The 25,890-nt window shown below is 70.6% G+C and carries 23 protein-coding genes, 8 tRNA genes and 1 pseudogene; 18 read left to right on the forward strand and 14 right to left on the reverse strand.

Annotated features, from left to right (window positions below):
• Positions 1-20 precede the first annotated feature (20 nt).
• From D474_RS0119025 to D474_RS0119040, 4 genes are all read left to right on the forward strand, one after another.
• The gene (locus D474_RS0119025) at positions 21-1,097 is read left to right on the forward strand and encodes an acyl-CoA dehydrogenase family protein (RefSeq protein WP_017615105.1); all 1,077 of its coding nucleotides are present in this window, start codon (positions 21-23) and stop codon (positions 1,095-1,097) included.
• Positions 1,079-1,822, forward strand: a complete 744-nt coding sequence (locus tag D474_RS0119030) for an ABC transporter ATP-binding protein (RefSeq protein ID WP_026118624.1) — start codon at positions 1,079-1,081, stop codon at positions 1,820-1,822. Before D474_RS0119025 ends, D474_RS0119030 begins: the two co-directional genes overlap by 19 nt.
• Positions 1,819-2,988, forward strand: coding sequence for an ABC transporter substrate-binding protein (locus D474_RS0119035; protein ID WP_017615107.1), 1,170 nt, complete (start codon positions 1,819-1,821; stop codon positions 2,986-2,988). The genes D474_RS0119030 and D474_RS0119035 overlap by 4 nt, the downstream gene beginning before the upstream one ends.
• A gap of 173 nt (positions 2,989-3,161) precedes the next feature.
• On the forward strand, positions 3,162-3,821 hold the full coding sequence (locus D474_RS0119040; RefSeq protein ID WP_239647120.1) for an ABC transporter permease: 660 nt from the start codon (positions 3,162-3,164) through the stop codon (positions 3,819-3,821).
• 195 nt (positions 3,822-4,016) lie between these two features.
• Here D474_RS0119040 and D474_RS33535 read toward each other — a convergent pair.
• Positions 4,017-5,528: pseudogene (locus D474_RS33535) on the reverse strand (AMP-binding protein); the annotation flags it as partial.
• Between the two features lie 172 nt (positions 5,529-5,700).
• Positions 5,701-8,952 (reverse strand): carboxyl transferase domain-containing protein, encoded by a 3,252-nt coding sequence (locus D474_RS0119055; RefSeq protein ID WP_017615110.1) that lies wholly within the window; start codon positions 8,950-8,952, stop codon positions 5,701-5,703.
• Positions 8,953-9,053: 101 nt separating this feature from the next.
• On the opposite strand from D474_RS0119055, the gene D474_RS0119060 reads away from it, so the two are divergent.
• From D474_RS0119060 to D474_RS0119070, 3 genes are all read left to right on the forward strand, one after another.
• Entirely contained in the window at positions 9,054-9,701 is a 648-nt protein-coding gene (locus tag D474_RS0119060) for a TetR/AcrR family transcriptional regulator (RefSeq protein ID WP_017615111.1), read from the forward strand.
• A gap of 104 nt (positions 9,702-9,805) precedes the next feature.
• Positions 9,806-10,534, forward strand: coding sequence for a maleylpyruvate isomerase family mycothiol-dependent enzyme (locus tag D474_RS0119065; RefSeq protein ID WP_017615112.1), 729 nt, complete (start codon positions 9,806-9,808; stop codon positions 10,532-10,534).
• 346 nt (positions 10,535-10,880) lie between these two features.
• The gene (locus D474_RS0119070) at positions 10,881-11,450 is read left to right on the forward strand and encodes an NADPH-dependent FMN reductase (protein ID WP_017615113.1); all 570 of its coding nucleotides are present in this window, start codon (positions 10,881-10,883) and stop codon (positions 11,448-11,450) included.
• A gap of 221 nt (positions 11,451-11,671) precedes the next feature.
• On the opposite strand, the gene D474_RS0119075 is transcribed toward D474_RS0119070, so the two are convergent.
• Complete coding sequence (locus D474_RS0119075) at positions 11,672-12,577, reverse strand: LysR family transcriptional regulator (RefSeq protein WP_040703948.1); 906 nt, start codon at positions 12,575-12,577, stop codon at positions 11,672-11,674.
• A 72-nt stretch (positions 12,578-12,649) separates the two neighbouring features.
• On the opposite strand from D474_RS0119075, the gene D474_RS0119080 reads away from it, so the two are divergent.
• Positions 12,650-14,116, forward strand: a complete 1,467-nt coding sequence (locus D474_RS0119080; protein WP_017615115.1) for an MFS transporter — start codon at positions 12,650-12,652, stop codon at positions 14,114-14,116.
• Between the two features lie 223 nt (positions 14,117-14,339).
• Here D474_RS0119080 and D474_RS0119085 read toward each other — a convergent pair whose 3' ends face one another.
• Positions 14,340-15,941, reverse strand: a complete 1,602-nt coding sequence (locus D474_RS0119085; RefSeq protein ID WP_083931879.1) for a BCCT family transporter — start codon at positions 15,939-15,941, stop codon at positions 14,340-14,342.
• Positions 15,942-16,790: 849 nt separating this feature from the next.
• Here D474_RS0119085 and D474_RS0119090 point away from each other — a divergent pair.
• From D474_RS0119090 to D474_RS0119125, 8 genes are all read left to right on the forward strand, one after another.
• A complete protein-coding gene (locus D474_RS0119090) occupies positions 16,791-17,309 on the forward strand; it encodes an Asp23/Gls24 family envelope stress response protein (RefSeq protein ID WP_026118626.1) in 519 nt (172 codons plus the stop codon).
• A 63-nt stretch (positions 17,310-17,372) separates the two neighbouring features.
• Positions 17,373-17,549, forward strand: a complete 177-nt coding sequence (locus tag D474_RS32800; protein ID WP_026118627.1) for a hypothetical protein — start codon at positions 17,373-17,375, stop codon at positions 17,547-17,549.
• A 2-nt stretch (positions 17,550-17,551) separates the two neighbouring features.
• Positions 17,552-17,968: an Asp23/Gls24 family envelope stress response protein gene (locus D474_RS0119100; RefSeq protein ID WP_017615119.1), complete on the forward strand. Its 417-nt coding sequence runs from the start codon at positions 17,552-17,554 to the stop codon at positions 17,966-17,968.
• Entirely contained in the window at positions 17,965-18,513 is a 549-nt protein-coding gene (locus tag D474_RS0119105; protein WP_017615120.1) for a DUF6286 domain-containing protein, read from the forward strand. The genes D474_RS0119100 and D474_RS0119105 overlap by 4 nt, the downstream gene beginning before the upstream one ends.
• A gap of 30 nt (positions 18,514-18,543) precedes the next feature.
• The gene (locus tag D474_RS0119110; RefSeq protein WP_017615121.1) at positions 18,544-19,179 is read left to right on the forward strand and encodes a hypothetical protein; all 636 of its coding nucleotides are present in this window, start codon (positions 18,544-18,546) and stop codon (positions 19,177-19,179) included.
• On the forward strand, positions 19,179-19,769 hold the full coding sequence (locus tag D474_RS0119115) for an RNA polymerase sigma factor (RefSeq protein WP_017615122.1): 591 nt from the start codon (positions 19,179-19,181) through the stop codon (positions 19,767-19,769). The genes D474_RS0119110 and D474_RS0119115 overlap by 1 nt, the downstream gene beginning before the upstream one ends.
• Positions 19,766-20,332, forward strand: a complete 567-nt coding sequence (locus D474_RS0119120; protein WP_017615123.1) for an Asp23/Gls24 family envelope stress response protein — start codon at positions 19,766-19,768, stop codon at positions 20,330-20,332. The genes D474_RS0119115 and D474_RS0119120 overlap by 4 nt, the downstream gene beginning before the upstream one ends.
• Positions 20,322-20,693: a hypothetical protein gene (locus D474_RS0119125; RefSeq protein ID WP_017615124.1), complete on the forward strand. Its 372-nt coding sequence runs from the start codon at positions 20,322-20,324 to the stop codon at positions 20,691-20,693. The genes D474_RS0119120 and D474_RS0119125 overlap by 11 nt, the downstream gene beginning before the upstream one ends.
• 433 nt (positions 20,694-21,126) lie before the next feature.
• On the opposite strand, the gene D474_RS0119130 is transcribed toward D474_RS0119125, so the two are convergent.
• From D474_RS0119130 to D474_RS0119165, 8 genes are all read right to left on the reverse strand, one after another.
• Positions 21,127-21,203 (reverse strand) — tRNA-Val (locus D474_RS0119130).
• A gap of 24 nt (positions 21,204-21,227) precedes the next feature.
• Positions 21,228-21,302, reverse strand: a tRNA-Cys gene (locus tag D474_RS0119135).
• A gap of 51 nt (positions 21,303-21,353) precedes the next feature.
• Positions 21,354-21,426: transfer RNA gene (locus tag D474_RS0119140), tRNA-Gly, on the reverse strand.
• Positions 21,427-21,503: 77 nt separating this feature from the next.
• Positions 21,504-21,576 (reverse strand) — tRNA-Gly (locus D474_RS0119145).
• A gap of 77 nt (positions 21,577-21,653) precedes the next feature.
• Positions 21,654-21,726: transfer RNA gene (locus tag D474_RS0119150), tRNA-Gly, on the reverse strand.
• A 77-nt stretch (positions 21,727-21,803) separates the two neighbouring features.
• A tRNA-Gly gene (locus D474_RS0119155) sits at positions 21,804-21,876 on the reverse strand.
• Positions 21,877-21,953: 77 nt separating this feature from the next.
• Positions 21,954-22,026, reverse strand: a tRNA-Gly gene (locus D474_RS0119160).
• Positions 22,027-22,271: 245 nt separating this feature from the next.
• Positions 22,272-22,700 carry a roadblock/LC7 domain-containing protein gene (locus D474_RS0119165; RefSeq protein ID WP_017615125.1) on the reverse strand — a complete coding sequence of 143 codons (429 nt, stop codon included), beginning with the start codon at positions 22,698-22,700 and terminating at the stop codon, positions 22,272-22,274.
• Between the two features lie 378 nt (positions 22,701-23,078).
• Between D474_RS0119165 and D474_RS0119170 the strand changes: the two genes are divergently transcribed.
• Positions 23,079-23,921 (forward strand): aminotransferase class IV, encoded by an 843-nt coding sequence (locus D474_RS0119170; protein ID WP_017615126.1) that lies wholly within the window; start codon positions 23,079-23,081, stop codon positions 23,919-23,921.
• Positions 23,922-24,086: 165 nt separating this feature from the next.
• Here the strand turns inward: D474_RS0119170 and D474_RS0119175 are convergent, their stop codons facing one another.
• Positions 24,087-24,473, reverse strand: coding sequence for an SsgA family sporulation/cell division regulator (locus D474_RS0119175; RefSeq protein ID WP_026118628.1), 387 nt, complete (start codon positions 24,471-24,473; stop codon positions 24,087-24,089).
• A gap of 497 nt (positions 24,474-24,970) precedes the next feature.
• Between D474_RS0119175 and D474_RS0119180 the strand changes: the two genes are divergently transcribed.
• Positions 24,971-25,044: transfer RNA gene (locus D474_RS0119180), tRNA-Val, on the forward strand.
• Positions 25,045-25,188: 144 nt separating this feature from the next.
• Here D474_RS0119180 and D474_RS0119185 read toward each other — a convergent pair.
• Positions 25,189-25,509, reverse strand: coding sequence for a PGPGW domain-containing protein (locus tag D474_RS0119185; protein WP_017615128.1), 321 nt, complete (start codon positions 25,507-25,509; stop codon positions 25,189-25,191).
• Between the last annotated feature and the right edge of the window lie 381 nt (positions 25,510-25,890).

The raw sequence follows: 25,890 nt of genomic DNA on the forward strand, positions 1-25,890 counted from the left end.
CGAGGCGAGGAGGACCGACCGTGGACACACTGAACGACAGCGCCACCCGGACGGTGGCCCATCTGCCCGAGCGTCCCGAGGTCACCGAGGACTTCCTGGCGTCGGCCCCGGACGTCGACACGGGTGAACAGGACGTGCGCCCGGGGCTCCGCAGGCTCGGTGAACTCGGCCTGCTCGACACCGGGCTGCCCGACGACGGCCGCGGGGGACTCCTGCCATTCCTGGGAACCGTCGAGAGCGTGGCCCGCGGCTGCCTGAGCTCGGCCTTCTCCCTGTGGGCCCAGCGCATGAGCCTGGAGTACCTGGCCCGCGCACCCCGGAGCCCCTGGGCCGAGGAGCAGCTCGCCCTGCTGGCCACGGGGGAGCGCACCGGGGCCGGCGCCCTGGCCCCGGCCATGAAGGAGCTCTCCGGCCTCGGCAGCGTACCCGTCCTGGCGCACCCCGAACGGGGAGGCCACAGGCTCACCGGAACCCTGCCGTGGGTGTCCAACCTCTTCCCGGGTGCGGTGGTCGCCTTCCCCGCCCGGGTGGAGGAGGAGGCGGGCGATGGCCGCCGCATCCTCGTCGCGGTCCGTGTCGGCGACGAGGGGGTCCGGGTGCGCGACCTGCCCCGCCTGATGGCCCTCAACGGCACCGCCTCCTCCTCCCTCGAGCTCGACGGGGCCCGGGCGGGCGAGGACGCCCTGATCAGCGACGACCTGCCGGCCTTCTGCGCAGGGATCCGCACCACGTTCCTGCTCGTGCAGAGCGCCTTCTGCTCCGGCCTGGCCGTGGAGTCGACCGAGCAGGCCGCCTCGAGGATCCACGGGACCACCGCGGTCTTCGGCGACGACCTCGAAGTACTGCGGGACGACGTCGCCTCGGTCCGTGCGCGGCTCGCGGAGTTCGCGCAACGACCTCCCGAACCCGCGCAGGTCACGCAGCTACGGCTCGACGCGGCCGTCACCGCGGGCACTGCGGCCCGACTCGAGTCCGCTGTCCGGGGCGGCGCGAGTTTCGCCGAGGCCGGCCACAGCTCCCGTCGCCTGCGGGAGTCCCTGTTCCTGCCGATCCAGTCACCCACGGAAGGACACCTGCGATGGGACCTACGACGCTGAGCGTGCGCTCGGGGTGCAAGTCCTACGGGGGCCGGACCGTCATCGACGGCGTCGACCTGGATCTGCGCCCCGGCCGCGTCCTGGTGGTACTGGGATCCAGCGGGAGTGGGAAGTCCACTCTTCTGCGCCTGCTGGCCGGGCTGGAGGAGTTCGACACCGGCGGACCCGACCCGCGACCCCGGCAGTGGCCCACCACGGGTGTGGTCTTCCAGGACCCCCTGCTCATGCCGTGGTTCACGGTGCGCGCCAACGCCGAGCTCGGGCTCCGGTACCGGGCCAACCGGGGGCGGGTCCGGGACACGCACGCGCAGGTGGACGGACTGCTGCGCTGGCTGGGTCTGGCAGAGCTGGCCGACGGCCCCGCCGACCGCCTCTCGGGCGGTCAGGCCCAACGGGTCTCCATCGCCCGCGCGCTGGCCCCGGCGCCCGACGTGCTGCTGCTCGACGAACCCTTCAGCGCCCTGGACCCGGTGACCAGGGAGTCTCTGCAGGAACGCACACGTGCGCTGGTCCGTGACACCGGGGTGAGCGCGGTCCTGGTCACGCACGACGTGTCCGAGGCCGTCTATCTCGGCGACGAGATCACCCTGTTGGACAACCGCGGCCGCCTGGACGAACGCTGGGAAGGCCGTCCCGGAGACCGTACGGTGGCCGGGTCCGGACCGCTGCGCACCCAGCTGCTCGAGCGGTACTCGGGCATCCTGCCCACAGGGGCCGGAGGATGAGGGTCGACCGCAGAACGCTCATCGGCGCCGGGCTGGGCACCGCTCTGACCGCCGGGCTCGGCGGTGCCGCCACCGCCGGGGTGCGCGGCCTCGCCGACCAGGGGTCGGGCCGGGCCCTGCGCGTGGGCTACCTGCCCATCACCGACGCCTCACCGCTCCTGGTCGCCCACCACAAGGGCCTGTACGAACGCTTCGGCGTCGATGTCGAGTCCCCCGTCCGCTTCCGTGGCTGGGCCGAGTTGGCGCAGGCCTTCGTGACCGGGCGGGTCGACGTGGTGCACCTGCTGGCCCCGTTCGCCGTGCAGCTGCGCTACGGGCAGGGGACCCCGGTGCGGTCCATCGCCTGGAACCACACCAACGGTTCGGCCCTGACACTCGCCGACCGTCTGGACGACCTCGGCGGGCTGGCCGGTCGTACCTTCGCCGTCCCGTACTGGTGGTCGATCCACAACATCCTCGCCCAGCGCCTGATGAGGCAGTCCGGGCTCACCCCGGTGCTGCGCCGTTCACCTTCGGCGGCCGACGGCGAGGTGCGCCTGGTCGTGATGAGCCCCAGCGACATGCTGCCCGCGATGGCCAACGGCGTGATCGGCGGCTACGTCGTGGCCGACCCGTTCAACGCCATGGCCGAGATCCAGGGCGTCGGGAGGATCCACCGTTTCCTCGGCGACCTGTGGCGCGATCACGCCTGCTGCGTGGTGAGCGTCCTGCAGCCGACCATCGACGAGGACCCGGACCGCATCCAGCGCCTGACCGAGGCCCTGACCACCGCTCAGTTGGAGATCGAGGCCGACCGCGCATCGGCGGCCCAGGACCTGACCTCCGGTTACCTGCCCCAACCCCTGCCCGCAGTGGAGCGAGCGCTGGGTTACGAGCAGGACCCCTACCAGGACCGCGGCGCCGTGCTGCGCCCGCAGTGGGAGGGACAGAGCATCGGGTTCGCGCCCTACCCCTTCGCCGACCACACCCGCACGCTCGTCGAGTTCATGGACACCACGCTCGTGGACGTCGACACCCGGTTCCTGGAGGGGATCGACCCCGCCGACGTGCACGGCGAGCTGTTCGACGAGAGTTTCGCCCGCCGCGCGATCGAGAACGCGGGAGGGCCCTCCGCGTTCGGGCTCGACGACGGGCTCACCCGCCGAGAGGAGGTGGACACCGCATGAGCCGTACGACGACCTGGACCGTCGGGGCGGGCCGGGCCGCCGGCACCGCGGTGGTGCTCGTCCCGATCCTCGTGCTCGTTGCCCTGTGGTGGTTCCTCACGAGTGTGCTGGCCTCCGACCACGTGGTTCTGTCCGGCTTCGCACCCCAGAACGCGGTGCCCGCGCTCGTGGACATGGCGTGGCAGGGGCCGCTGGCGGCCGACACCGCGGCCACACTCTGGCGCCTGACCGCGGGGCTCGCGCTCGCAGCCGCGGTCGGGGTCCCCATCGGACTGGTGGTCGGACTGGTGCCAGTGGTCGAACGCGCCACCCGGCCCCTGTTCCACTTCTTGCGGATGATCTCCCCGCTGTCGTGGGCGCCGGTGGCCATCGCCCTGTTCGGGATCGGCCACCAGCCGGTGTACTTCCTCGTGGCCATCGCCGCCGTGTGGCCGATCGTCCTGAGCACGTCCTCCGGGGTGCTGGCGATCGAACCCGGATACCTGAAGGTCGCACGTTCGCTCGGCGCGACCCGGTGGGAACGGCTGCGCACAGTGGTGCTGCCCGGTGTGCGGCTGCCCACGCTGACCGGGCTCCGGCTCGCGCTCGGCACCGCGTGGATCGTGATCGTGCCCGCCGAGATGCTGGGTGTGGACTCCGGCCTGGGCTACGCGATCCTCAACGCCCGCGACCAGCTGGCCTTCGACCAGCTCATGGCGGTCATCCTGTGGATCGGCATCCTCGGCTACCTCATGGACGCCGCTCTGCGCAGGCTCCTCACCGGCACCTCGGCCGGCACCGGGACAGGGGGACCAGCAGATGCCGGGGCGGAGCCCGCTCAGGCCCGGTCCTGACGCCGGGCCCGTTCCCGCGCGGCGGCTTCCCCGGCCCGCTCGGACAGATCGACCTTGCGGACCTTGCCGGTCGCCGTCAACGGAAACCCGTCCACGACCTCCACGACCGGCACCTTGTACCGCGCCATGTTCTCCCGCGCCCACGCCGTCAGCTCGTCGGCGGTGGGAGCGGCCCCGGGGGGCCCAGGTCACGAAGGCGACCGGCCGCTGTCCGGCCTCGGGGTCCTGCGCCGCGACCACCGCGACCGAGTCGACCCCGGGATGGCGACCCAGCAGGACCTCCACCTCGGCGGGGAACACACTCATGCCCTTGACCTTGATGAGGTCCTTGTCGCGGCCGAGGTAGTGCAGGCATCCGTCCTCGTCGATGCGGCCGTTGTCGCCGGTGTGCAGCCACCCGTCGCGCAGCTGCCGCGCGGTCGCATCGGGCCGGTTCCAGTAGCCCGTCATCACCGAGGGGCTGCGCAACACGATCTCCCCCTCCGTCCCGATGGGGAGGGGCTCACCGGTCTCGAAGGAGACCACGGCGACGTCGGTCCCGGGCACGGGCAGGCCGCAGAAGACCGGCTCCGAGCGCAGGTCACGGTCTTCGTCGGCCAGGCCGTAGGGGGTGGCGTCGAAGGTGTGCGACTCGGTGAGCCCGTAGGCCGCCTCCCGCAGCACCGACCCGGGGCCCACCGCGTCGCTCCAGCGGGCCCGGATCTGCGGGTCGAGCTTGCGCACGAACGACATCGCGGAGGGGTCGGTGAGCGACGACAGGTCGTGGGACCCCAGGTCGGGGTGGTCGAGCAACTCGAGGTAGTTCTCGACGGTGCCGGCCATGACGCTGACCCGGTACCGGTCGATCGCCGCCAGCGCCCGTGCCGCGTCCCACCGGGGGAGCAGAACGACGGTTCCGCCGGTCACCAGGGGCAGTAGGATCCCCAGGTCCTCGCCGGCGATCCAGAAGACGGGCACGTAACAGAGCACGACCGCACCGCCGGTCCGCCCGGTGGCCCCCGCGCAGGCGGCCGCGGTGTAGAGCATGTGCCGCTGGGTGTGCATGCAGCCCTTGGGCAGGCCGGTCGTGCCCCCGGTGTAGTTCAGTGCCGCCAGGGCGTCCAGGTCGCGGCCCACGGCCGGGTCGTCGGGGCCGATCGGGGTGTGCTCGACCGCTGCCGACCAGGAGTGTTCGCCCTGGACCACCGGGGCGGTGGCCCCGGTGTCCGGGCGGTCGACGGGTTCGCCCTCCCCGACCACCAGGACGCTCCGGCCCTGCGCCGCGGGACGGGCCTCGCGCAGAAGGGGGAGCAGCGGTTCCAGGGCGACCACCACACGAGGGTCGGCATCCTCGAGCTCGTGGGTGAGTTCGGCCTTCCGGAACATCGGGTTGACCGGAACGTGTACCGCGCCCAGGGTGAGCGCCGCCAGCATGACCACCGTGAAGTGCGGACGGTTGGGCATGAGCACGGCCACCCGGTCGCCCGCTCCCACCCCGGCCTCGTCGCGCAGCCACCCGGCCGTGCGGCGGACCAGCAGGTCGAGCTCACGGTAGCTCACCTGCGTGTCCTCGAAGACGATCGCGGGACGGTCGGGCACCTGTTCCGCCCACGTGGACAGGTGCGCGGGCAGGGTGGTCTCACCGAGCGGGTAGCGGATCTCGGAGGGGGTTCCGGACGGGCGCAGGCGGGCCTGGCGGGCGCGCAGATCCTCGAGGTGGGTCGACATCTCCACAGCGGTTCCTCTCTGGCGGGGGCGGGCCTTCGGCCGGTGTGTGCGGGAACGGGTGCGGCCGGGCGCGGCCGTCCGAAGGTCTGGGTCGGCAGGTCACAGGACCGGCGAGCGGAACGCGTGCGGTGGTGTCCGGGTACTCAGGGGCCGGGTCGGGCTGTTGCACCGCTCACCAGGGGTCCACGTAGCGCGGCGCCGGCCCCGGCTCCCGTTCCCCGCCGCGCCCGGCCAGCGCCGCGATGATCCAGCGCCGGGTCTCGGCCGGGTCGATGACGTCGTCGAGCTCGAACACCCCGGCCGCGCTGGTACCCCGCGCCCGGCGGTGCGCCTCGGCGAGCAGCGAGTCGAACAGGGCCTGTTGCTCGTCCGGTCCCCCGGCGGCCTCCAACTCCCGCCGGAACCCCAGGCGCACCGCACCCTCAAGCCCCATCGGCCCGAGCTCGCCGGTCGGCCAGGCCACCGTCGCCGCGGGCGCGTGCAGGTGTCCGCCGGCCATCGCCTGGGCGCCGAGCCCGTAGGCCTTGCGCAGCACCACGGCGACCATCGGCACACGCAGGTGCGCACCGGTCACGAACAATCGGGAGAACCGCCGCACGGTCGCCGTCTCCTCGGCATCGGGGCCGACCATGAACCCGGGGGTGTCGCAGAGCGAGAGCACCGGCAACCCGTGGGCGTCGCACAGCTTCAGGAATCGTGCGGCCTTGTCGGCTGCCTCCGCATCGATCGCGCCGCCCAGATGGACGGGATCGTTGGCGAGCAGCCCCATGGGCCGGCCCTCCACCCGCACCAGGGCGGTGACCATGCCCGGGCCGAACCCGCGGCGCAGTTCCAGCACCGACCCGGTGTCGGCCAGGCCCTCCACGGCGCGGCGCACGTCGTAGACCCGCATCCGGTTCTCCGGGACCACGTGCCGCAGCCGCCGTTGGTCGGGGACCTCCCAGTCGTCCACGGGCCCCTGGAAGTAGGACAGGTACCGGCGCACGGTCTCCACGGCCGCGGCGTCGTCGTCCACGAGCAGGTCGATGACCCCGTTGGGTTCCTGCACCCCGACCGGGCCGATCTCCTCCGGCCGGAACCTGCCGAGTCCGCCGCCCTCGATCATCGCCGGCCCGCCCATACCGATGTTCGCGTCGCGGGTGGCGACCACGGTGTCGCAGCAGCCCAGCAGCGCGGCGTTCCCGGCGAAGCAGCGCCCCGAGGCCACCCCGACCGTGGGCACGTGCCCGCTGAGCCGGCCCATCGCCGCGAACGTGGTCACCCCCAGTGCGGACGCCGAGTTCGGGTCGGTGTCGCCGGGCCGCCCGCCCCCGCCCTCGGCGAACAGGACCACCGGAAGGCGCTTGCGGTGGGCGAGGTCGAGCATGCGGTCGGTCTTGCGGTGGTTGATCACGCCCTGGGTCCCGGCCATGACCGAGTAGTCGTAGGACATCACCACGCAGTCCGCGCCGTCGGGATACCGGTCGCCGTTGACCCGGCCGAGCCCGGTGACCATCCCGTCGGCAGGGGAGCGGTCGATGAGCTCCTCCTCGGTGCGGCGGCCGGACTGTGCGGCCACGGCCAGGGCTCCGTACTCGGTGAAGGAACCCTCTCCGCACAGGTCGGCGATGTTCTCCCGCGCGGTTCGGCGTCCGAGCCGGTAGCGCTCGGCCACAGCCTCGGGGCGCTGTTCGTCCAGGCCGAGGGCGCGGCGTTCGAGCAGGGCTGCCAGGTCGGGTCGGATCAGCGCGGGGTCGGTCTCCTCCTCGGCCGGCCCCGCCTCTGAGCCCTGGCCGTCGGGTGCCAGGCCGACGAGGAGGTCGCCCTCGGCCACGACGGAGCCGATCCCGACGGCCGCCGACCCGACGGTTCCCGAGGCCGGGGCCGGAACCACGTGCTCCATCTTCATCGCCTGCAACACCAGCAACGGTGCCCCGGCCCGCACCGTGTCGCCCTCGGCGGCCTCCACCGAGACCACAGTGGCGGAGAACGGGGCCCGCACGCCGTCGGCCGGGGAGCGCTCCGCGTGCCCGGGGCCGTCCCCCGCCGCCTCGAGCAGCTCCACCCGGTGTTCCTCGACGAAGTTGGTGGTGGCCTTGCCCGAACGGAACACGGGGTGGCGCAGAATCGTGCGCAGCAGCCCCAGGTTGGTGGCGGCGCCCTCGACCGTGAACTCCTCCAACGCGCGTCCGGCCAGGTCGGCGGCGGTGCTCAGGTCCCCGCGCGGGGTGTGCGCGACCACCTTGGCCAGCAGCGGGTCGAACCCGTCCCCGGCTGTGTGGCCGACGGCGCCGTGGGTGTCGACGCGCACGCCCGGGCCCGTCGGCGGGGCGAAAGCGCTCAACGTTCCGGAGGAGGGCACCGCCGACCCGTCGGGTGCGGTGGACTCCAGGTTCACCCGCGCCTGCACCGCGCAGCCCCGGGGGTCGGGAACCGCGTCCTGGTCGAGCCCTTGTTCGGCCAGCGTGCGGCCCAGGGCCACCTCGATCTGGGCGGCGACCAGGTCCACGCCGGTGACCTGCTCGGTGACGGTGTGCTCGACCTGCAGGCGGGGGTTGGCCTCGATGAAGTGCACGGCGTCCCGGTCGGCCCCCCGGTCCGATCCGACGAGGAACTCGAACGTGCCCAACCCGCGGTAGGAGACTTCGCGGGCCATCACCAGGGCGGACTCCAGCAGCTCCTCGCGCACGGATCCGGGTAGCCCCGGGGCGGGTGCGACCTCGACCAGTTTCTGGTGCCGGCGCTGCACGCTGCACTCGCGTTCCCACAGGTGGGTGACGCTTCCGGTACCGTCACCCAGGACCTGGACCTCCACGTGGCGCGCCTGTTCCAGGTACCTCTCGACGTAGACCTCACCGCGGCCGAACGCGGCCTCGGCCTCCGAACGGCAGCGCTCGTGGGCGAACTCCAGGTCGGCCGGGTCGGTGACCACACGCATCCCGCGCCCGCCCCCGCCGGCGAGGGCCTTGACCACCACCGCCGCCCCGGGGCCGAGCCCTTCCAGGAACGAGCGCGCCTCCTCCACACCGGTGGGGCCCGACGTCCCCGGGGCGACGGGGACACCCAGCGACACCGCCAACTCACGTGAGCGGGTCTTGTCGCCGAACAGGGCCAGCGTCTTGGGGCCCGGGCCCACGAAGGTGAGCCCTGCCTCTGCACACAGTTCCGCGAACCCGGCGTCCTCGCTCAGGAACCCGTACCCCGGGTGCACCAGGGTGCTGCCGCTCTCCCGGGCCAGGGCGACCACCCTCGCGGCGTCCAGGTAGGCGGCCGGTCCCGAGGCACCCAGCGCCCGGGCCTCGTCGGCGAGCCGGACGTGTGTGCCGCAGGCGTCGTCATCGGAGTACACGGCCACGGTGGACAGTCCCAGGGAGGCGGCGGCGCGCAGCACACGGACGGCGACCTCTCCCCGGTTGGCGACGAGCAGACGCGGGGGGTGGGACACGATGGTTCCTCTCCTCGGGGTGGTCCGAGTCTGCGCCTGTGTTGACACTCGTGTCAATGGTCGGGCGGCGAGCACCCGCGGGCCCTGGGATACTCGGGCACATGGAGGAGCCGAGCGACCGCACCGCCGCGAAGAAGGGGTGGGCCACCCGTGTCGACCACGACCGGGCCGACAGCGCCACCCGCGCGGCGCTGCTCACTGCCGCCCGACGGGTCTTCGAGGAGGAGGGGTACGCACGCACCACCGTCGCCGGCATCACCGGCCGCGCCGGGGTCGGACGAGCCACGTTCTACGTCTACTTCTCCGACAAGGAGGAGGTCTTCGCAGTCCTCGCCCAGCAGGTGCGCGACCGCCTCGTGGCCGGCCAGGAACTCGACGGGGTCGACGCCGACGACGCCCACGCCGTCGCCGAGGCGACCACCACCGCCTACCTCGACGCCTACCTCGAGAACCTCGCCCTCATCACCGTGATCCAGCACCAGTCGCTGGCCGACCCGGCGATGAGCGAGCTGTGGCAGGAGATCCACGCCCGCCCGCTGGAACGCTCGGCCCGCTACATCCGCCGCCTCGTCCGGCGCGGCGAGGCCGACCCGGCGGCCTCCCCCGAGGCGGTCGCCCGGGCCGCCGGCGGCATGGTCTCCTCCGTCGCCGGCCACCTGTCCGTCGCCCCGGACCAGCGCGAACACGCCACGGCCGAGCTCGTCGCGATGTACGTGCGCCTGCTCGGCCTGCCCCCGAGGGAAGGGTGACCACGTCCGAACCCCTGCGGGAACGGTGACCACGTCCGAACCCCTGCGGGAACGGTGACCCTGCCCGAACCCCCGGCCACGCCGCACGACCACGGAGCCCTCAGATGACCCCGGTCGAGATCCCGCCGACCCCCGAGAACCTGCGCCTGCTGGACGAGGCGACCGAACGCCTGCTCGCGAGCTGCCGCCGGCTGTCCGACTCCGACACCGCACGGCCCAGCACCCTGCCCGGCTGGACCAGGGGACACGTGCTCAACCACCTCGCCCGCCAGGGACCGGCGCTGGAACGCCTCCTCACCTGGGCGGCCACCGGCGTGGAGACCCCTCAGTACAGCAGTCGGCGGGCGCGTGACACCGAGATCGAGGAGGGGGCGCACCGGTCCGCGGCCGACCTGGTCGCCGATCTCACCGAGACCGCGGACAGCCTGCGCAAGGCCCTCACCGACCTGCCGGGGTCCGCGTGGGACACCCGCATACGCCCGGTCACCGGCGAACTCTGCACACCCCGCCGCGTCCTGGTCATCCGGCTCCGTGAGATCGAGGTGCACCACACGGACCTGGCGGCGGGGTACACGTTCGGCGACATACCCGATGCGGGCGTGCAGGTCGTGCTGGCCGATGTGTCCGCACACCTGAGCGGATCCGGCGACGCCCCCTCCGTCGAGGTCCGTTCCCCCGACGGCGCCCAGCTGGCCGCGTTCGGCACGGCCGGGCCTGATCGGCCTGTCATCACGGGCAGTGCCGCCGACACCCTCGGCTGGCTCACCGGACGTACACGGGGAGAGGGACTCCGCGCACCGCAGGGGCTGCCCGCACTGCCCGGCTGGATCTGATCCGCCGGGGCGCGGCCGGGCCACCCCGCACTGTGAACCACGGGGCCGCCGGGCACCCCCGCCAGGCGGGGAGGTCCGGCGGGGGGAGACGCCGGGAACCCCCGTAACGCGGCCCGGGCCCGGTGGTGGCAGTGACGGCCATCGCCCCGGCGTGCGGAGCCGGCGCGCCGTGCAGCCTCCCCGCCTGTTCCCCCTGGTGTGCGCTCCCGTCGGCCGCCTTCGCCGCGCCGGTTGACGGCCCGTCGCCCGGCGTCCGACCGTGGCCACGGGCCGCACCAAGGTTCGGCGGCCCCGCCGTACCGCTGCCGACACGGTCCCCGGCAGAGGGACCGGAGAGGGGAACAGCATGCCGCGTCTGGGCGTCATCGTCGCCAGCAACCGACCGGGCCGTGTCGCGCTGCCCGTGGCGGATTGGTTCACGCCCGTGGCCGAGCAACACGGTGCGTTCGAGGTTGACCTGATCGACCTGGCCGAGGTCGACCTGCCGTTCCTGGACGAACCGAAGCACCCCAGCCTGCAACAGTACGAGCACGCCCACACCCTGGAGTGGAGTGAGCGCATCGCCGCCGTCGACGCGTTCGTGATCGTGACGCCCGAGTACAACTACGGGATGCCTGCGGTGCTCAAGAACGCGATCGACTTCCTGCACGCCGAGTGGGCGCACAAGCCGGTCGGGTTCGTCTCCTACGGCGGTGTGGCCGCGGGCACCCGGTCGGTGGAGATGACCAAGCAGGTGGTCGGCCCCTTGCGCATGGTGCCGGTCGCCGCGACGGTGTCGGTCCCGTTCGTCCAGGGGTTCCTCGACGACGAGGGCCGCATCGTGCCCAACGAGACCATGAGCGGGGCGGCCAAGGGCCTCCTGGACGAGCTCGCTTCCACGGAGAAGGCGCTCCGCCCCCTGCGCGAGGCCGCCTGATCGGCCGCGTCCCGGTCATCGCGCCGGGGCGCAGGTCCTTGCGCATCAGCACACGCGGGTGGCAGGCGAGCCGTGACGGGGNGCGTGGTTCGCGCGTCCCCGCGCAAGGCGGCGTCGTGTCCCCCCTGGCGCCGCTGTTGTCCACGGGCCGACGGCGACCTACCGGTGCGCCGTACGACCCGGCGAACTCGACCGCCACGTGAGTCGGGGACCGGCTGTACTCATGTGGGCCCAGGGACGTTCTCCTGCAAGGCAGTCACCGCCGCGGCAACGCGCGGATTGGCGCTCGAACCGCGGCGGAGGGCGAGCAGAACCCTCCGTCGGGGAACCTGGTCGCCGGTCAGGGGGACCTGGACGACCTCGGGGTGGGGGACCGTCATTGCGATCCGGGGAACCGCCGCGATGCCGAGGCCGGCGGCCACCAGGGCCGTGGTGGCCGTGAGCTCCTGCGCGTAGTGGGCAACTCGAGGGGCGTATCCGATCGCACGCGTGGCCGCCGCCAGCTCGATGTAGGCGTCCTGGTGTGCGTGGCCGGTGATCCACTCCTCCTCGGCCGCGTCCTCCAAGCGGACGCGGTCGTCATCGGCGAACCGGTGGTCCTGGGGCACGAGCAGGTCGATGGGGTCGTCGAGCAGGCCCGTGACTTCCACATGGCTGTCCTCGATACGGCTGGTGGACTCGTCGGCGACGAAGAGCCCGAGGTCGATGGTCCCCGATTCCAGAGCTGTCAGGACCTCGCCGGAGTAGATCTCCTTGACCACCGGTTCGAGCAGTCGGTGCTCGGATCGGAGCCGGAGCACGGCGGGGGTGAGGACCGAGGGGATCGACGTGGGGAAACCACCGAGAGCGACCGGCCCGCAGAGCTCCCGGGCGGCGGCGGTGGTGTCGCTCAACGCGGTCTCCCACTGCGCGTGGAGCGCCCGGGCATGGGAGACCAGGCGCCGGCCCGCGGGGGTCAGGTGGACCCGCCGCCCGTGCCTTTCGAGGAGGTCCACGTCCAGCTCGGCAGCCAGTTCCTTGAGTTGCTTGGAGACACCGGAAGGACTGCGGTACAGCGCTTCCGCGGCAGCCGTCACAGTGCCGTACTCGCACACGGCGATCAACAGGCGCAACCGGGGATCAATCATGCACTCATGGTGCACGAACTCGGTGAAAAATTGAACCTGGACGGCAGGGTTTCTGGCCCCTAGGACTGGGAGGTGTCCCTTTCCCTGTCCTGGACGGTTCTCATGACGACCGATGCGCCAACCCGACCACTGAACCGGAACCTGTACGGGATCCTGGTGCTCTTCGGCACGGTGATGCTCGTGGGCGGCACGGACATGACCAAGGTGACCGTCGCGGTCCCTGCATTGGCCGAAGCCCTGGGCTCCGGCACGGTGCAGACCCTGTGGATCGCCGACGTGCACGCCTTGGCCGCCGGTGTCGCGCTCGTCCCCAGCGCCGTGGCGGCAGACCGTCTCGGACGCAAACGCATCTACCTCCTCGGCCTGATCGTGGCCGCGGCGAGCGCGGCGCTCGCAGGCATGGCCTGGGCCGGCCCGGTGATGATCGCCGCTCGGATCGGCCAAGGCATCGGCTCGGCCCTGTTGATCGCCGCGACGGTGGCCATCATCCGGGTGTCGTTCCCCGGGATGCGGTCGCGCGCCTTGGCTTACGGGGTCTGGACCGCCGGGTTCAGTACCGGCTCCGCCCTGGGGCCGTTGGTCGGCGGTGTGCTGGTGGACCTGGCCGAGTGGCCCTGGGTGTTCTGGGTCAACGTGCCGATCCTGTTGCTCTGCCTCGTCGGCGCCCAGGTCGTGCTGAGGGAGTCGACCAACCCCGACCCGCCCGTCCTGGACGTGCTGAGCGCAGGGCTGTCGGTCGCGGCGGTCGGGCTCGTCATCGCCGGGTTGAAGGGTGTGGCTCAGCCGGGCACGGATCCGTGGTTCGGGCCTGTGGCGATCACCGCAGGTGTCGTTGCTGCGGGGCTGTTCGTGGTCAGGCAGTTGCGCCTGCCCCGCCCATTCCTGGATGTGCGCTTGTTCGGCGACGGGTTGCTGGCGAGCGCGGCGGTGGTGATCGCGGTGACCTTGGGAGTGTTCAACGGGACCCTCTATCTGCTGACTCTGCGGTACCAGATCGTCGACGGCCTCTCCCCGCTCGAAACGGGGATCCTGTTGCTACCGCTGGCCGTTGCCATGGCGGTAGGCGGGCTCATCGGCCCCGCACTGCAGGGTTGGTTCTCTCAGCAACACGCCATCGCCACCGGCCTGTTCATGGTCGCGGTCGGCTCCTTGCTGGTCGCTACGACACCAGGAACGGGCCGAGTGGCCGGAATGGTTGCTCTCGGGCTCGGCTCGGGGATCGTGATGGCGATCGGTGCGAACGCCGTCATGAGTAGCGCGTCGGAGCATCGAACCGCGGATGCAGGGGCCATCCAGGAGAGTGCGTTCGCCTTGGGCGGCGGTTCCGGGATCGCGGTGATCGGGGCCATGGCCGTGCACTACGCGCCGTCGAACGGGGGCGCATCCGTTGGCGAGATCTACGGGGCCGGAGCGGACACGGCCCTGGGGGTCTCCGCGTTCATGTACACGCTCTTCGCGATCGCTGTGGGGATCGTGGTCCTCGGGACCGTGGGGACGGGCCTCAGCCGGTGCCGGCCTTCTCCGGGCCGGCGTCGATGACCTCCTGGAGGTCGTCCGTACAGGAGGGCCGCGACCGTCCATCCACACCCACCGGACCGTCGAGCGGGGCTCCGTGTTCTCGCTGCCCGCCATGATGCTCCCTCCGCCGGTGCCGTCCCCGGACGGGTGTGACGGGTCCGGCACCGTACGGGTTCATCGCCGGGCGGGCCCGGGGAGGCAAGCCCGGTGAGGTGGTGGGAGACGCGGGTCTCCCACCACCCCGTCACGGTCGGACGAGGTGGCCGTCCTCGTCGCCGCGCGTGCCCTCCTCGGGGTCGGCGTGCACGCTCTGCTTGCAGGCAGCGCAGTGGGGTGCGGCGTCGGCCGCCCCCTCCGAAGCGCGCAGGTCGCGCAGGAAGCACACCACCACACCCACGATGATCAGCAGGAACGGCGCCGAACTGACGATTGCGGTCTGTTGCAGCGCCTCGAGCCCTCCCGAGAGCAGCAGGATGATCGCGAGCGCACCGGTCATGGTTCCCCACAGCAGCAGGATCGGCGTCCGCGGCTTGATGGAGCCGTGTGTGGTCAGCATGCCGAGCACATAGGTGTTGGCGTCGGCACCCGAGATGAAGAAGAGCACCGCCAGGACCACCACGAGCGTCGCCGTGACCGTGGAGAACGGGAATTCGGCCAGAGTCGAGAAGAACGCGCTGTTGATCTCCGCCGCCGTGTCGCCGGCGATGTCGGTCCCGTGGTTCGTGTCCAGCTCGATCGCGGCACCGCCGAAGACCGAGAACCAGGCGAAGAAGGCCAGACTGGGGACACAGAGGACCACCAGGACGAACTGGCGGATGGTGCGCCCGCGCGAGATGCGTGCCAGGAACACACCGACGAAGGCGCCCCAGGACACCCACCAGGCCAGCATGAAGAAGGTCCAGCTCTGCATCCATTCCAGGTCGCCGAAGGCGGGACCGCGCAGGCTCATCAGTGCGAACTCGCTCGCGTACTGGCCGAGCGACTCCAGGAACAGCGAGACCAGGAACGCCGTCGGTCCGAGGAAGAGTACGAACAGGAACAGAACCGAAGCGACCGAGAGGTTGGTCTCGCTCGTGTAGCGGATCCCGCGCTTGACGCCCGACGCGGCAGAGAGGCTGAACAGCACGGTGATGACGACCACGATGATCACCTGCGCGGTCGTCCCGGTCGGCGTGCCCATGAGCACGTTCAGGCCGTGGTCGATCTGCAGGGCGCCCAGTCCGAGCGAGGTGGTGGTCCCGAAGAGGGTCGCGAAGACCGTGAAGATGTCGATGGCCTTGCCCGCGGGTCCGTCGGCGTGGCGCCCCAGGAGCGGCCGGAAGAGGGCGCTGACCAGCCCGGGGCGCTTCTTGCGGTGGATCGAGTAACCCAGTGCCAGGCCGAAGATCGCGAAGATGACCCAGGCGTGCAGGCCCCAGTCGTGGAAGGAGTACTGCAGGGCCAGCACCGCAGCCTCGGACGTTCCCGGCTCGGCCAGGTCGTGGGGCGGGGCTGCGAAGTGTGAGATGGGCTGGGCCACGCCGTAGGAGACCAGGCCGATACCCATGACCGCGCACATGATCATCGCGATCCAGGTGTGAGTGCGGAACTCGGGCCGGTCGTCGTCGGAGCCCAGCCGGATGCGCCCGTACCGGCTCAGGGACAGCCAGATCAGGAGCCCCAGCAGCAACAGGGGGAGCAGGAGGTAGGTCCAACCGAAGTGGGTGGTGACCCAGTTCAGAGCGGAGTTCATCGTCGCCATCTGGTGGTCCGGTGCGGCCACACCCCAGACGACGAAGAGGGACGAGATGGCGAGGGAGGCCCAGAAGACCACCCCGACGGGTCTGTGACGGGTGGTGTCATTCATGGGTCGACTCTTCTCTGGCGACGGCGATGGCTCTGGGCGGTGTCGTGCCGCACGGGTTCCGGTACGGCAGTGGGCCGTGGTCTGCAGCTGTACGTGCGTCGAAGTTCGGCTTCACGGTCAGGCCTTCCTTTCGGAGGTCGAGGCGTGCGTTTCGGTCTCGTTCTCGGTCCGTGGTGTCCGGTTGCTCGCCTTTCGTGCGGTCCGGGAGGCCGGCCGTACATGACAAAGCGCCGGTCGCATCGGTGACGACCGGCGCCGGGTTCGTGAAGCGATGGGCAGCGCCGAGGGAACTCTGCTGGACGGACCGGGTGGTTCCGGACGGCGCCGTCGGGTGGGGAGAGGTGTCCGCCGCGCTTCGAGGGGCCCGGTGACGAGGGCCTGACATGAAGGGCGCGAACACAGAGAAGGGCAAGTTCCGAATCACTCTGGAACATGCCCTGAACTGGTCAAATATGGTGGGCGTTACAGGGTTCGAACCTGCGCCCTCTACCGCGGCCAGGTTATCACCGATCTCCCGTGGCCAGGAGGGAGCCCGCTCGGCGGCTGGTGCCCGGCGTGCAGGGCGTGGTCGCGGGCGCGACGGACGGCGAGGAGCCCTTGCGGGGTTCCCGGACGAGTGGGGTGGCCTCCAGGAGTGACTCGTGTCCGCGAGCGGCCCCGCTGTGCGGGTGTCCTTCCTCGTGGCCGAGAGGTGCGCGCCACCGCCGGCCTCATCGCGGACCACATCCTCGCTCTGATGTGGCCCAGATCACTCGTTCTTCGTGTGAGGGAGCGACGGGTCATGACGTCTTCATGGTGTCCGCAGAAGACGGCGCCGGCGTGATCGGCGCACCGGAGAAGGGGTTGTGCATGTCCAACACTTCGAATCCCCAGACCGCTCCCCAACAGGAGCGCCAGGCCGCGAAGACGCAGGGCCGCGAGGAGAATCCGCAGAACGAGCAGAAGGAGCGTGTGTTGCGCGGCCCCCTGCAGACCGAGCAGGGGATCACCACCCTCGAGGACACCGTGGTGGCGAAAATCGCGGGTGTGGCCGCCCGCGATGTCCCCGGGGTCCATGACATGGGCAACGCCGCGCGCCGGGCCTTCTCCGCTGTCACCGACCGGATCCCGAATTCGCAGACCAATGTCGCCGGGGGTATCAGCGTCGAGAAGGGCGAGGTCCAGACCGCGATCGACGTGACCGTGGTCGTGGAGTACGGCGCTTCGATCGTGGACGTCGGCAACGCGATCCGCCGCAACATCATCGACCAGGTCGAGGGCACCACCGGACTCGAGGTCATCGAGGTCAATGTCAACGTGGTGGACGTTCACCTCCCCCATGAGGGCGAGAACCCCTCGGAATCCAGGCGCGACATCGACCTGCAGTGACCACACGGTCCGGGGCGGGACATGCGTCTGCGGCCGGCCCCGACCGCCGACAGAGGGGTTCTCATGAAGACATCGCACGTCGCGCTGCTGGTCGGACTGCTCCTGGGAACGGTCGCCGCCTTCGGCAGCTTCAGCCAGTTCTTCCTGGTCCTCGTTTTCGGTGCCCTCGGTTGGGCCGTTGGCCTGACCCTCGAGGGCCGCATCGAGGTCCGTGGCCTGACCGACCGCTGGAGGAACTGAGCATGTCAGCCGTACCCGCGGCTCAGAACTCGGTGACCCCACCCCACGACGCCTCCACCGATCGTGCCGAGGCACGCGGAACCACGTCGTTCCCCGCGAGGGTGGTCGTCCGAATCGCCGAACAGGCCGCGTCCGAGGTGCACGCTGTCGGCTCCGACGCGGGCGGGCTGCTCGGTTTCGGGGCAAGGCGTGACTTCGGGGCCCGCCCTTCGGTGGAGGCAGACCTCTACGGTGCCACCGCAGTTCTGCGTCTGAACGTGGGGGTCGCCTTCCCCGTTGCCATAGCCCCGGTCCTCGGACAACTCCGCGAACACGTCACGCACCGTGTCCAGCAACTGACGGGTCTGTCGGTGGGCCGGATGGAGATCGAGGTGTCGTGGCTGCACGCCGGCGGCGCTGGAGGGAGGGTGCTGCTATGAGCGCAACCCCCGGCCGACTGACACGCCGCCCTTCCCGGGTTCTCCCCGCCGTGCTGCTGGCGATCACGGCGATCGCTGCTGGCGGGTTCGCCTCATGGCTGCTCGCGGCCTACGCCGTCGACGGTGCGTGGCCCGACCCTGCTGTCGGCCTCGTCTCCGAGGCGGCCCGGATGCGTCTGGACGCGGTCCCGATCCTGATCGGTGCCGCCGTCCTGGGTCTGCTCGGTATCGGCCTTGTGATCAGCGCGATCGTGCCCGGGGAACCTGCCCTACGGGAGATCCTGGCCGATGGGACGCCGGGGCAGACCGCGGTGTCCCGCCGCGATGTGGCCCTCCGGCTCCAACGCAGTGTCGAACATGTCGACGGGGTTCAGGGTGCTCGTGTGTCGGTCCGGCGCAAGCGAGTGGACGTGGTGGTGCGGACCCCCGTGGAGGACACCGGCACCGTGCTGCGGCGCAGCCGCTCGTCCGTGGAGGAGGGCCTCGAGCAGCTGCGTCCCGTATCGCCACTGCGGCCCCGGGTGCGCGTCTCGCGCACCCGTTGATCTGACGCGTTGAGCTGAGAGGACCACGCCATGCGTACCATCTCCGGGCGTCGCAACCGCGCCGCCTTGCTTCTGGGCGGGGGACTGATGACGATCGCGGCCCTCTGGGTCGCCTCTGCGTCCACACCCCTGCTGGACATGTGGCCCGAAGGTGCTCCCTTCCTGCCGCACGGAGACTCCGTTCTGGGGGAAACGGTCGCCGCCAACGGAGGTCTGCTCCTGCCGGCGGCTTCGGCAGTATCGGTGACGGTCGCCGTGGCCGGCATCCTCCTTCTTGTCGCGCAGTTCCCCACCGCGCCGAAACGGAGCGCCCTCAGAATCACCGACGGCGATGACCGGCTCCTGGGCTCGGTGGATCCGGGGGTGCTCGAGCGGGCTCTGACCGACGCGATGAAAGACGTTTCCGGTGTCACCGACGCGTCCGTCCGCCTGGGGGGCGGTGCCGGCGCGCCCTGGCTCCGGGCCACGGTCACCGTGGCGCAGGACGCCGAGGCCGGATGGGTCGGCGAACTGGTGCGCAGGCGCCTGACCGACGATGTCTCCACGGTCCTGGGCACGGCACCGGTCCGTGTGGACCTCCTCATCAGGCTTCGGTCGGTGCGGGCTCCGCACACTGCGCAGCTGCGTGCATCCGACGCGCGGAACACCGAAGCGGCGACCGCCTGATGGCCGCCCGGACCTTGGTGGACGAACGCGCGCTCGTGCTTCGCGCACAGGACGGTGACGTCGCCGCCTTCGAAGTACTCGTCGACCGACATCAAGGGCGATTGTTCCGTATCGCATACATGGTGCTGCACAATCGCATGGATGCCGAGGACGTGGTCCAGGAGGCTCTCGTGTCGTCCTGGAAGCGTCTGCACCTGCTCGAGGAGCCCAGTGCCTTCCGAAACTGGGTGACCCAGATCGCCAGCCGCGCCGCGACCAACGTGGTTCGCAAGGCCGCGCGACGCAGCACGGAGGGCGTCGATCAGCAAGCCCTCGAAGACGCCGGACCCGAATCCGCTCTGGGAGGTGCCACCAGCCGCAATGTCGGGCAGCCCGAACGCGCTGCCCTCGCGGGGGCCCAGATGGAGGCACTCGCCTCGATCCTCCAGTCCACCGAGGAAAATCAGCGTACGTGCTGGGTGCTGTGCGAGATCGACGGCATGAGCTACCGCGAGATCGCGCAGATGGTGGGCGTCAGCGAATCCACCGTGCGAGGCCGGATCGCACGCGCCCGCAGTCAGATCCTCGACCGAATGAAGGATTGGAGGTGATCGACGTGGAGCACCCTGACGCCCACGATCGCAACGGCACCCACGCGGCAGACCGTGTTTCGGGGCCCTCGGACCGTGAGTCGGACGACGAAGCCACCCAGCGTTACCTCGACCTGATCCGATCCGTCCATGACGAGTGGACAACGCTCGAGGCCGAGGGGGACAGCTCGGTGCAGCTGTCCGCCACTGCACTGTCCACCATCAAGGAGGCCGTCCGAGCTGATTTCCGCCATGGCGCCCATGTCGAGATGCCCCCCACCGCGGCAGGCCCGTACACGCTCTCCGAACAGGCCCTGCGCACTGTCGTGCGGAACGCCGTGGACTCGGTGCCCGGGGTGATCGCCCTGCGCACCACCTTCGATCACGAACCGCCGAAGGGCGGACACCGCACCCGTGGCGTGCCCTCACGGATCCGTTGCCGGATCTCCGCAGCTGCGGGAGACCGTGACCTCTTGGAGGTCGCGGATGAGGTGCGTACCGCCGTGATCGCTGCGTGCCGAGAGCACATGGACCTGACCGACCTACGTGTCGACATCCACATCGAGGACCTTCATGACAACTGAGACCTCCGCAGCCGACCTGGTCGAGGTGGTGTGCGCGGTGCCGGGTGTACGCGGTATCGAGGCGGGCATCGCCTCGTCCCTGCGCACGCTCGATGCGCGGCTCCGACGCGACCGGGCCTCGCGGGTCCGCTACGGCATCGTGATCGACCCGCGGTCAGGGACCGTCACGGCCGAGGTGGGGCTGGCGCCCGGCGCTCCCGTGCGGACGATCGTCGAGGAGATCCAGCGCGCCGTGCAGCGCGCGCTCGACCGGAGCACTGTCGGTCCCGTCGGCCCGCAGCCCGCCGACACCGCGAGTGAGCGCCGGGAAGAGCGACCTTGGCAGGTGCTGGTGCGCGTCCAGTCATTGTCCGGTGCGTGATTGGTGGAACGATGGCGAACGCTCGCTGATGGTGGCCCCGGCGGACCGTTGGACACTGCACGACGGCACGCCCCCGGGGCAGCGGCCCCAGGAGGCCGCGGCTCCGCACCGGAGCATCAGATCCGAACGACCTTCTCGGCCGTTCGGGCCGGGACAGTACGCGCCTTCACGGGGCATGCGGTGTCCGAGGGGCATGACGAACCTCTGGCACATGTCTTCGATAGGAACTGAGTGAACCTTCGGTCGCCTCACCCCGGTCGAGCGAGAGCGCCTGTACTCCATGACCCCGTGTCCCGAAGGGCACGACTGTGAGCACACGAAAAGCGGGCCCCCGCAGGAGCCCGCTTCGAAGATGATCTCCCAGATATCTCCCATTGCTGGGTGACCATCCAGGACCTGCACACCAGAGGAACCCTCTGACCTGCAGTGATGCTGGTGGGCGATACAGGATTCGAACCTGTGACCTCTACCGTGTCAAGGTAGCGCTCTAACCAACTGAGCTAACCGCCCTCATCGGGGGGTGATGAGGAAACATGGAGCCGGAGACGGGAATCGAACCCGTGTGCAGGGATTTGCAGTCCCTTACCTAAGCCACTCGGACACTCCGGCCAGCGAAGCTCGCCGGGGAACCGGTGGCCGACCCCCATGCGGGCCTCTTCGAGCGGACGACGGGATTCGAACCCGCGACCCTCACCTTGGCAAGGTGATGCTCTACCAGCTGAGCCACGTCCGCGTGCTGGAAACCCTGTGGTTTCCTGATTCCCGACCAGATTACACCCTCACGGAGAGCGCTTCGACCGGTCGGTCTCGAGCGGACGACGGGATTCGAACCCGCGACCCTCACCTTGGCAAGGTGATGCTCTACCAGCTGAGCCACGTCCGCGTGCTGGAAACCCTGTGGTTTCCTGATTCCCGACCAGATTACACCCTCACGGAGAGCGCTTCGACCGGTCGGTCTCGAGCGGACGACGGGATTCGAACCCGCGACCCTCACCTTGGCAAGGTGATGCTCTACCAGCTGAGCCACGTCCGCGTGCTGGAAACCCTGTGGTTTCCTGATTCCCGACCAGATTACACCCTCACGGAGAGCGCTTCGACCGGTCGGTCTCGAGCGGACGACGGGATTCGAACCCGCGACCCTCACCTTGGCAAGGTGATGCTCTACCAGCTGAGCCACGTCCGCGTGCTGGAAACCCTGTGGTTTCCTGATTCCCGACCAGATTACACCCTCACGGAGAGCGCTTCGACCGGTCGGTCTCGAGCGGACGACGGGATTCGAACCCGCGACCCTCACCTTGGCAAGGTGATGCTCTACCAGCTGAGCTACGTCCGCGCGGCGAGTGTTCGGGGCCTTGCGCCTGGCGGCTGTCCGCCCCGTTCGCTGCGCTTAGAACTCTAGCGGATACGTGGCCCCAGTGCGAAATCGGAGCTGTGGACACCCTTGTGCGGTGCTTTGCCCCCGCTTTTCGGGAGCGCGAGTCCTGTGGGGCGCGTGAGGCGCCCGAGTCCCGGACGTCGGCCGCTCCCGGAGGCCGGGGCGGCCCCACCGCGGCCCACCCCGGATGCGCACCGCCCGCGTCAGTTCTCCGCGTGCGCGGAGGAGGGCATGTCCGGTCGAGGGGGAGCGGACAGGTACTGACCGACCCGCTCGATCACCTTGTTCATCTCGTAGGCGATCAGTCCCACATCGCTGTCGGAGTCCGACATCAACGCCATGCAGGCACCGTCCCCCGCGGCGGCGACGAACAGGAAGGCCTCGTCCATCTCGATGATGCTCTGGCGGATGTTGCCGGCGGAGAACTGTTTGCTGGCCCCGCCCGCGAGGCTGTGCAGCCCCGAGGCGATCGCTGAGAGGTGTTCTGCGGCCGGGCGGTCCAGCCCGCTCGAGGTCGCCATGAGGAGGCCGTCGGTGGACAGGACGACGGCGTGCTGGGTCCCGGGTGCGCGGGTGAGCAGGTCGTCCAGGAGCCAGCTCAGTTCTCCGCGGGTGGTGCTCGGTGGGGTCATGTCTCTCTTCGCTCTGTCCGTGGGCGGGCGTGGTCGGTCGCGCAGGGGAGCGTGCCCGGTGTGGAGGGGCGTCACCGGTCGGTTTCCACTGTCCCCGCGTAAGCGTTGCCCGGATGATAGTCATTCGTAACTTATCCCCGCACGGCCCACAACACCGCAGGAGCGGGCGATCCGGGCCGGCTGCGCCTCTGACCAGTAGGGACGGTCGGGGAAAGTGGAACCGGGGCCCGCGGCCGCGGCCGGTGCCGGACACGGCCCTTGCCAGGGCCGCGGTGCTGCGGGTACCGGGTCCCTGCCGCGTCGGGTGCCCCGGTCCCAGGGGGAGGATCGTGCCCCGACCGCTACGACCAGTGCGGACGACCGATGGAGGGCTGTGCAATGAAGGTGTGGATCGCAGGCGCGGGTTTCGGCCGTGGCGTGGTCGTGGACCAGGCCGAGGCCCGGGTGCCGGTCCTGGACCACGGCATCACGGTGGGCGACGGCGTCTTCGAGACGGTCCGGGCCACGGACGGTCGGCCCTTCGCGCTCACCCGCCACCTGAAGAGGCTCGCGCGTTCGGCCGAGGGCCTGGGCATGGCCGAGCCCGACCTGGGCCTGATCGCCGAGGGGGTGGAGCGCGCGGTCGCCGCCAACCCGGAGCTCGACGACGCGCGCGTTCGCATCACGGTCACCGACGGCACCGGGCCGCTCGGTTCGGACCGTACCCCGGGCGAGCAGACCGCGATCGTGGCGCTGGCGCCGTTCCCGACCATCCCCGACCACTCCGACGTGGTGCTCTCCCCATGGCCGCGCAACGAGTTCGGAGCGCTGACCGGTCTGAAGACCACCTCCTACGCCGACAACGTGAGGGCCCTCGCGTACGCGCGCGCACGGGGAGGGAGCGAGGCGGTCTTCCCGAACGTGAGCGGGAACCTGTGCGAGGGCACGGGCAGCAACATCTTCGTGGTCCTGGACGGCCGCCTGGTCACCCCGCCGCTCTCGGCCGGGCCCCTGGCCGGCATCACGCGTGAGCTGGTGCTGGAGTGGCACGGCGCCGAGGAGGTGGACGTGCCCATAGAGCGTCTCCCGGAGATCACCGAGGCGTTCCTGACGTCCACCGGGCGCGACGTCCAGCCGATCCTGCACATCGACGGTCGGCAGATCTCCGCCGAGCCCGGTCCGGTCTCGCGCAAGGCCCGGGCGGCCTTCGCCGAGCGCGCCGCCGCCGAGATCGACCCCTGATCGACCAGACCTCGACCCCAGGGGCTCCGTGGAGCGCCTTCTCGCGCTCGCCTCGACCCCACGGGGCGCCCGGACCGGGCCGAAGCGGAGCGGAGGCCCAAAAAGAGCAGGGGACGGTGCACGCGCGTGCACCGTCCCCTGTGCAGTGTGTGCGGGGCGCCGGGGTCAGGCCAGATGGCGCTCGATCTCCTCGTCCAGGTCCACGTACGTGGTCTCCTGGCCGGCGGGGACGATCTCGTAGGTGCGGTGCAGGAACTCGGCCAGCGGTGACACCTGGGTGTCGAACTCGGCCTGTCCGAAAGGGGAGGACAGCGCGATGCTGACGCTGCGCTCGCCGCTGTCGTCCTTGGAGGGCCACACGCGGACGTCGCCCTCGCCGACGGGGCGCACGATCCCGACCGTGAGGAGCTCACGGGCGAAGATCCACTCGACGGGCTCGTCCTCGCCGGTGTGGAAAGCCACGCGGATCGCGTAGGGGTCGCCGGCGCTGTAGTCGAGCCGCGCGACCAGCGGGACCGAGGTGCGCTCGGGGACGACGAGCCGCAGGCCCAGCTCGGCGGGGGCGGGGGGGNGTTCATGTTCGCCAAACCTCTTCTTGTCCGGCCCTGCTGTGCGGTGCGGGTCGGTGGTGCCGTCTCACTCGCTCCAACGCGGTCGTCCGCGGATCATGACGTGAGTACGGAGACTTTTTCGATCGGTGGGACCGGTTCCTCGGGCCCTTTGCCCGGGCCCTTGCGCCGCAGGGCGGCTCCAGATCCTTCGTCACTGTAATGACCAGGGGAAACCAAAGATTTCCCCATATTGGGTGTCCCACGTCACGGATCGGTCATGGCGCGGGGGTCCCCGAGGTGCACCGTCGGGGCGTGAACCGCCTCGCAAGCGGGGGTTCGGGGGTCTCCTGGTGAAGTCTTGACCCGCTGCAGAACGATCAAAGTGACCTCCATCACACATCGAGGTTCGCCCGTGCGGCCTTGAGTGGAACGAGCACCCCGAAACATGCGCTAGAGTTTTACATGTCCGACCGAGAGGGCGGGCGGAGCAACAGCTCGGGGCGATTAGCTCAGTTGGCTAGAGCGCATCGTTCACACCGATGAGGTCACTGGTTCGAGTCCAGTATCGCCCACAAGTACGGAGCCGGGTCACCGTTCGAGACGGTGGTCCGGCTTTTTTCATGCGGGGAGGGACCGGGACCCGCCCTGTGTGTGCCCCAGCGTCCCGGTCCGGGTGGCCGTGACCGGAACACGGTGTTCGATGTGCTTCGTGTCCGTCACACGGGGTCGGGGTCCGGATCGGTGTCGTTGTCCGGTTGCCTTCCTTCCCTGGTGGCCCTGCGCGCGCGGCGCCGGCGCACGTACTCGTGCTTGCGGCGTTCGGCGTACTTCTCCGCCCGGCGGGCCCATTTCCGGGCAGGCCTCAGGATCCGGTGGGCCCACCGGAACTCCGTGCTCAGGATGAGCAGCCCCAGCAGCAGTGCCGCGATCCCGGGACCGGGGGTCACGAAGAAGACGACACCGGTCAGCAGGACGACCGTCCCCACCGTGCCGACGAGGATGCGCCAGGGAAGACGCAGGGCCGGATGCGAGTGCATCCGGCGTCGGAAGAGCCGGAGCCGGGCCCGCGCCCGCCGCCAGCGCCGTCTGCGGGCGTGCAGCGCCGGTGCCTTCTCCGGCGGCGGGGGATCATGCGGTGGGCTCGGTGACATGCGCTCACATTCGGTCGAAGCCGGTGGATGCGGTCGCGACGGCTGAGGAGAGGATCGGATGTCTGCCGATTGTCACCGATCTTCCGGCCGGGATCAATGCTCCGAGGTGGCGACCGAATCCCGATATGACCCCATTTCACCTGCCACGGGCGTCCGTCGTAGCCGGGGCGGCTGTGGATGGGCGATCGGCACTCCACGGCGGAGCCGATAGCATCGAAGGGGCGCGTTCTCCCCTGCAACGCCGGGGAGGGCGTGTGCCTTCCAGAG

The sequence above is a fragment of the Nocardiopsis salina YIM 90010 genome (genome assembly GCF_000341025.1).
Lineage (GTDB): Bacteria > Actinomycetota > Actinomycetes > Streptosporangiales > Streptosporangiaceae > Nocardiopsis > Nocardiopsis salina.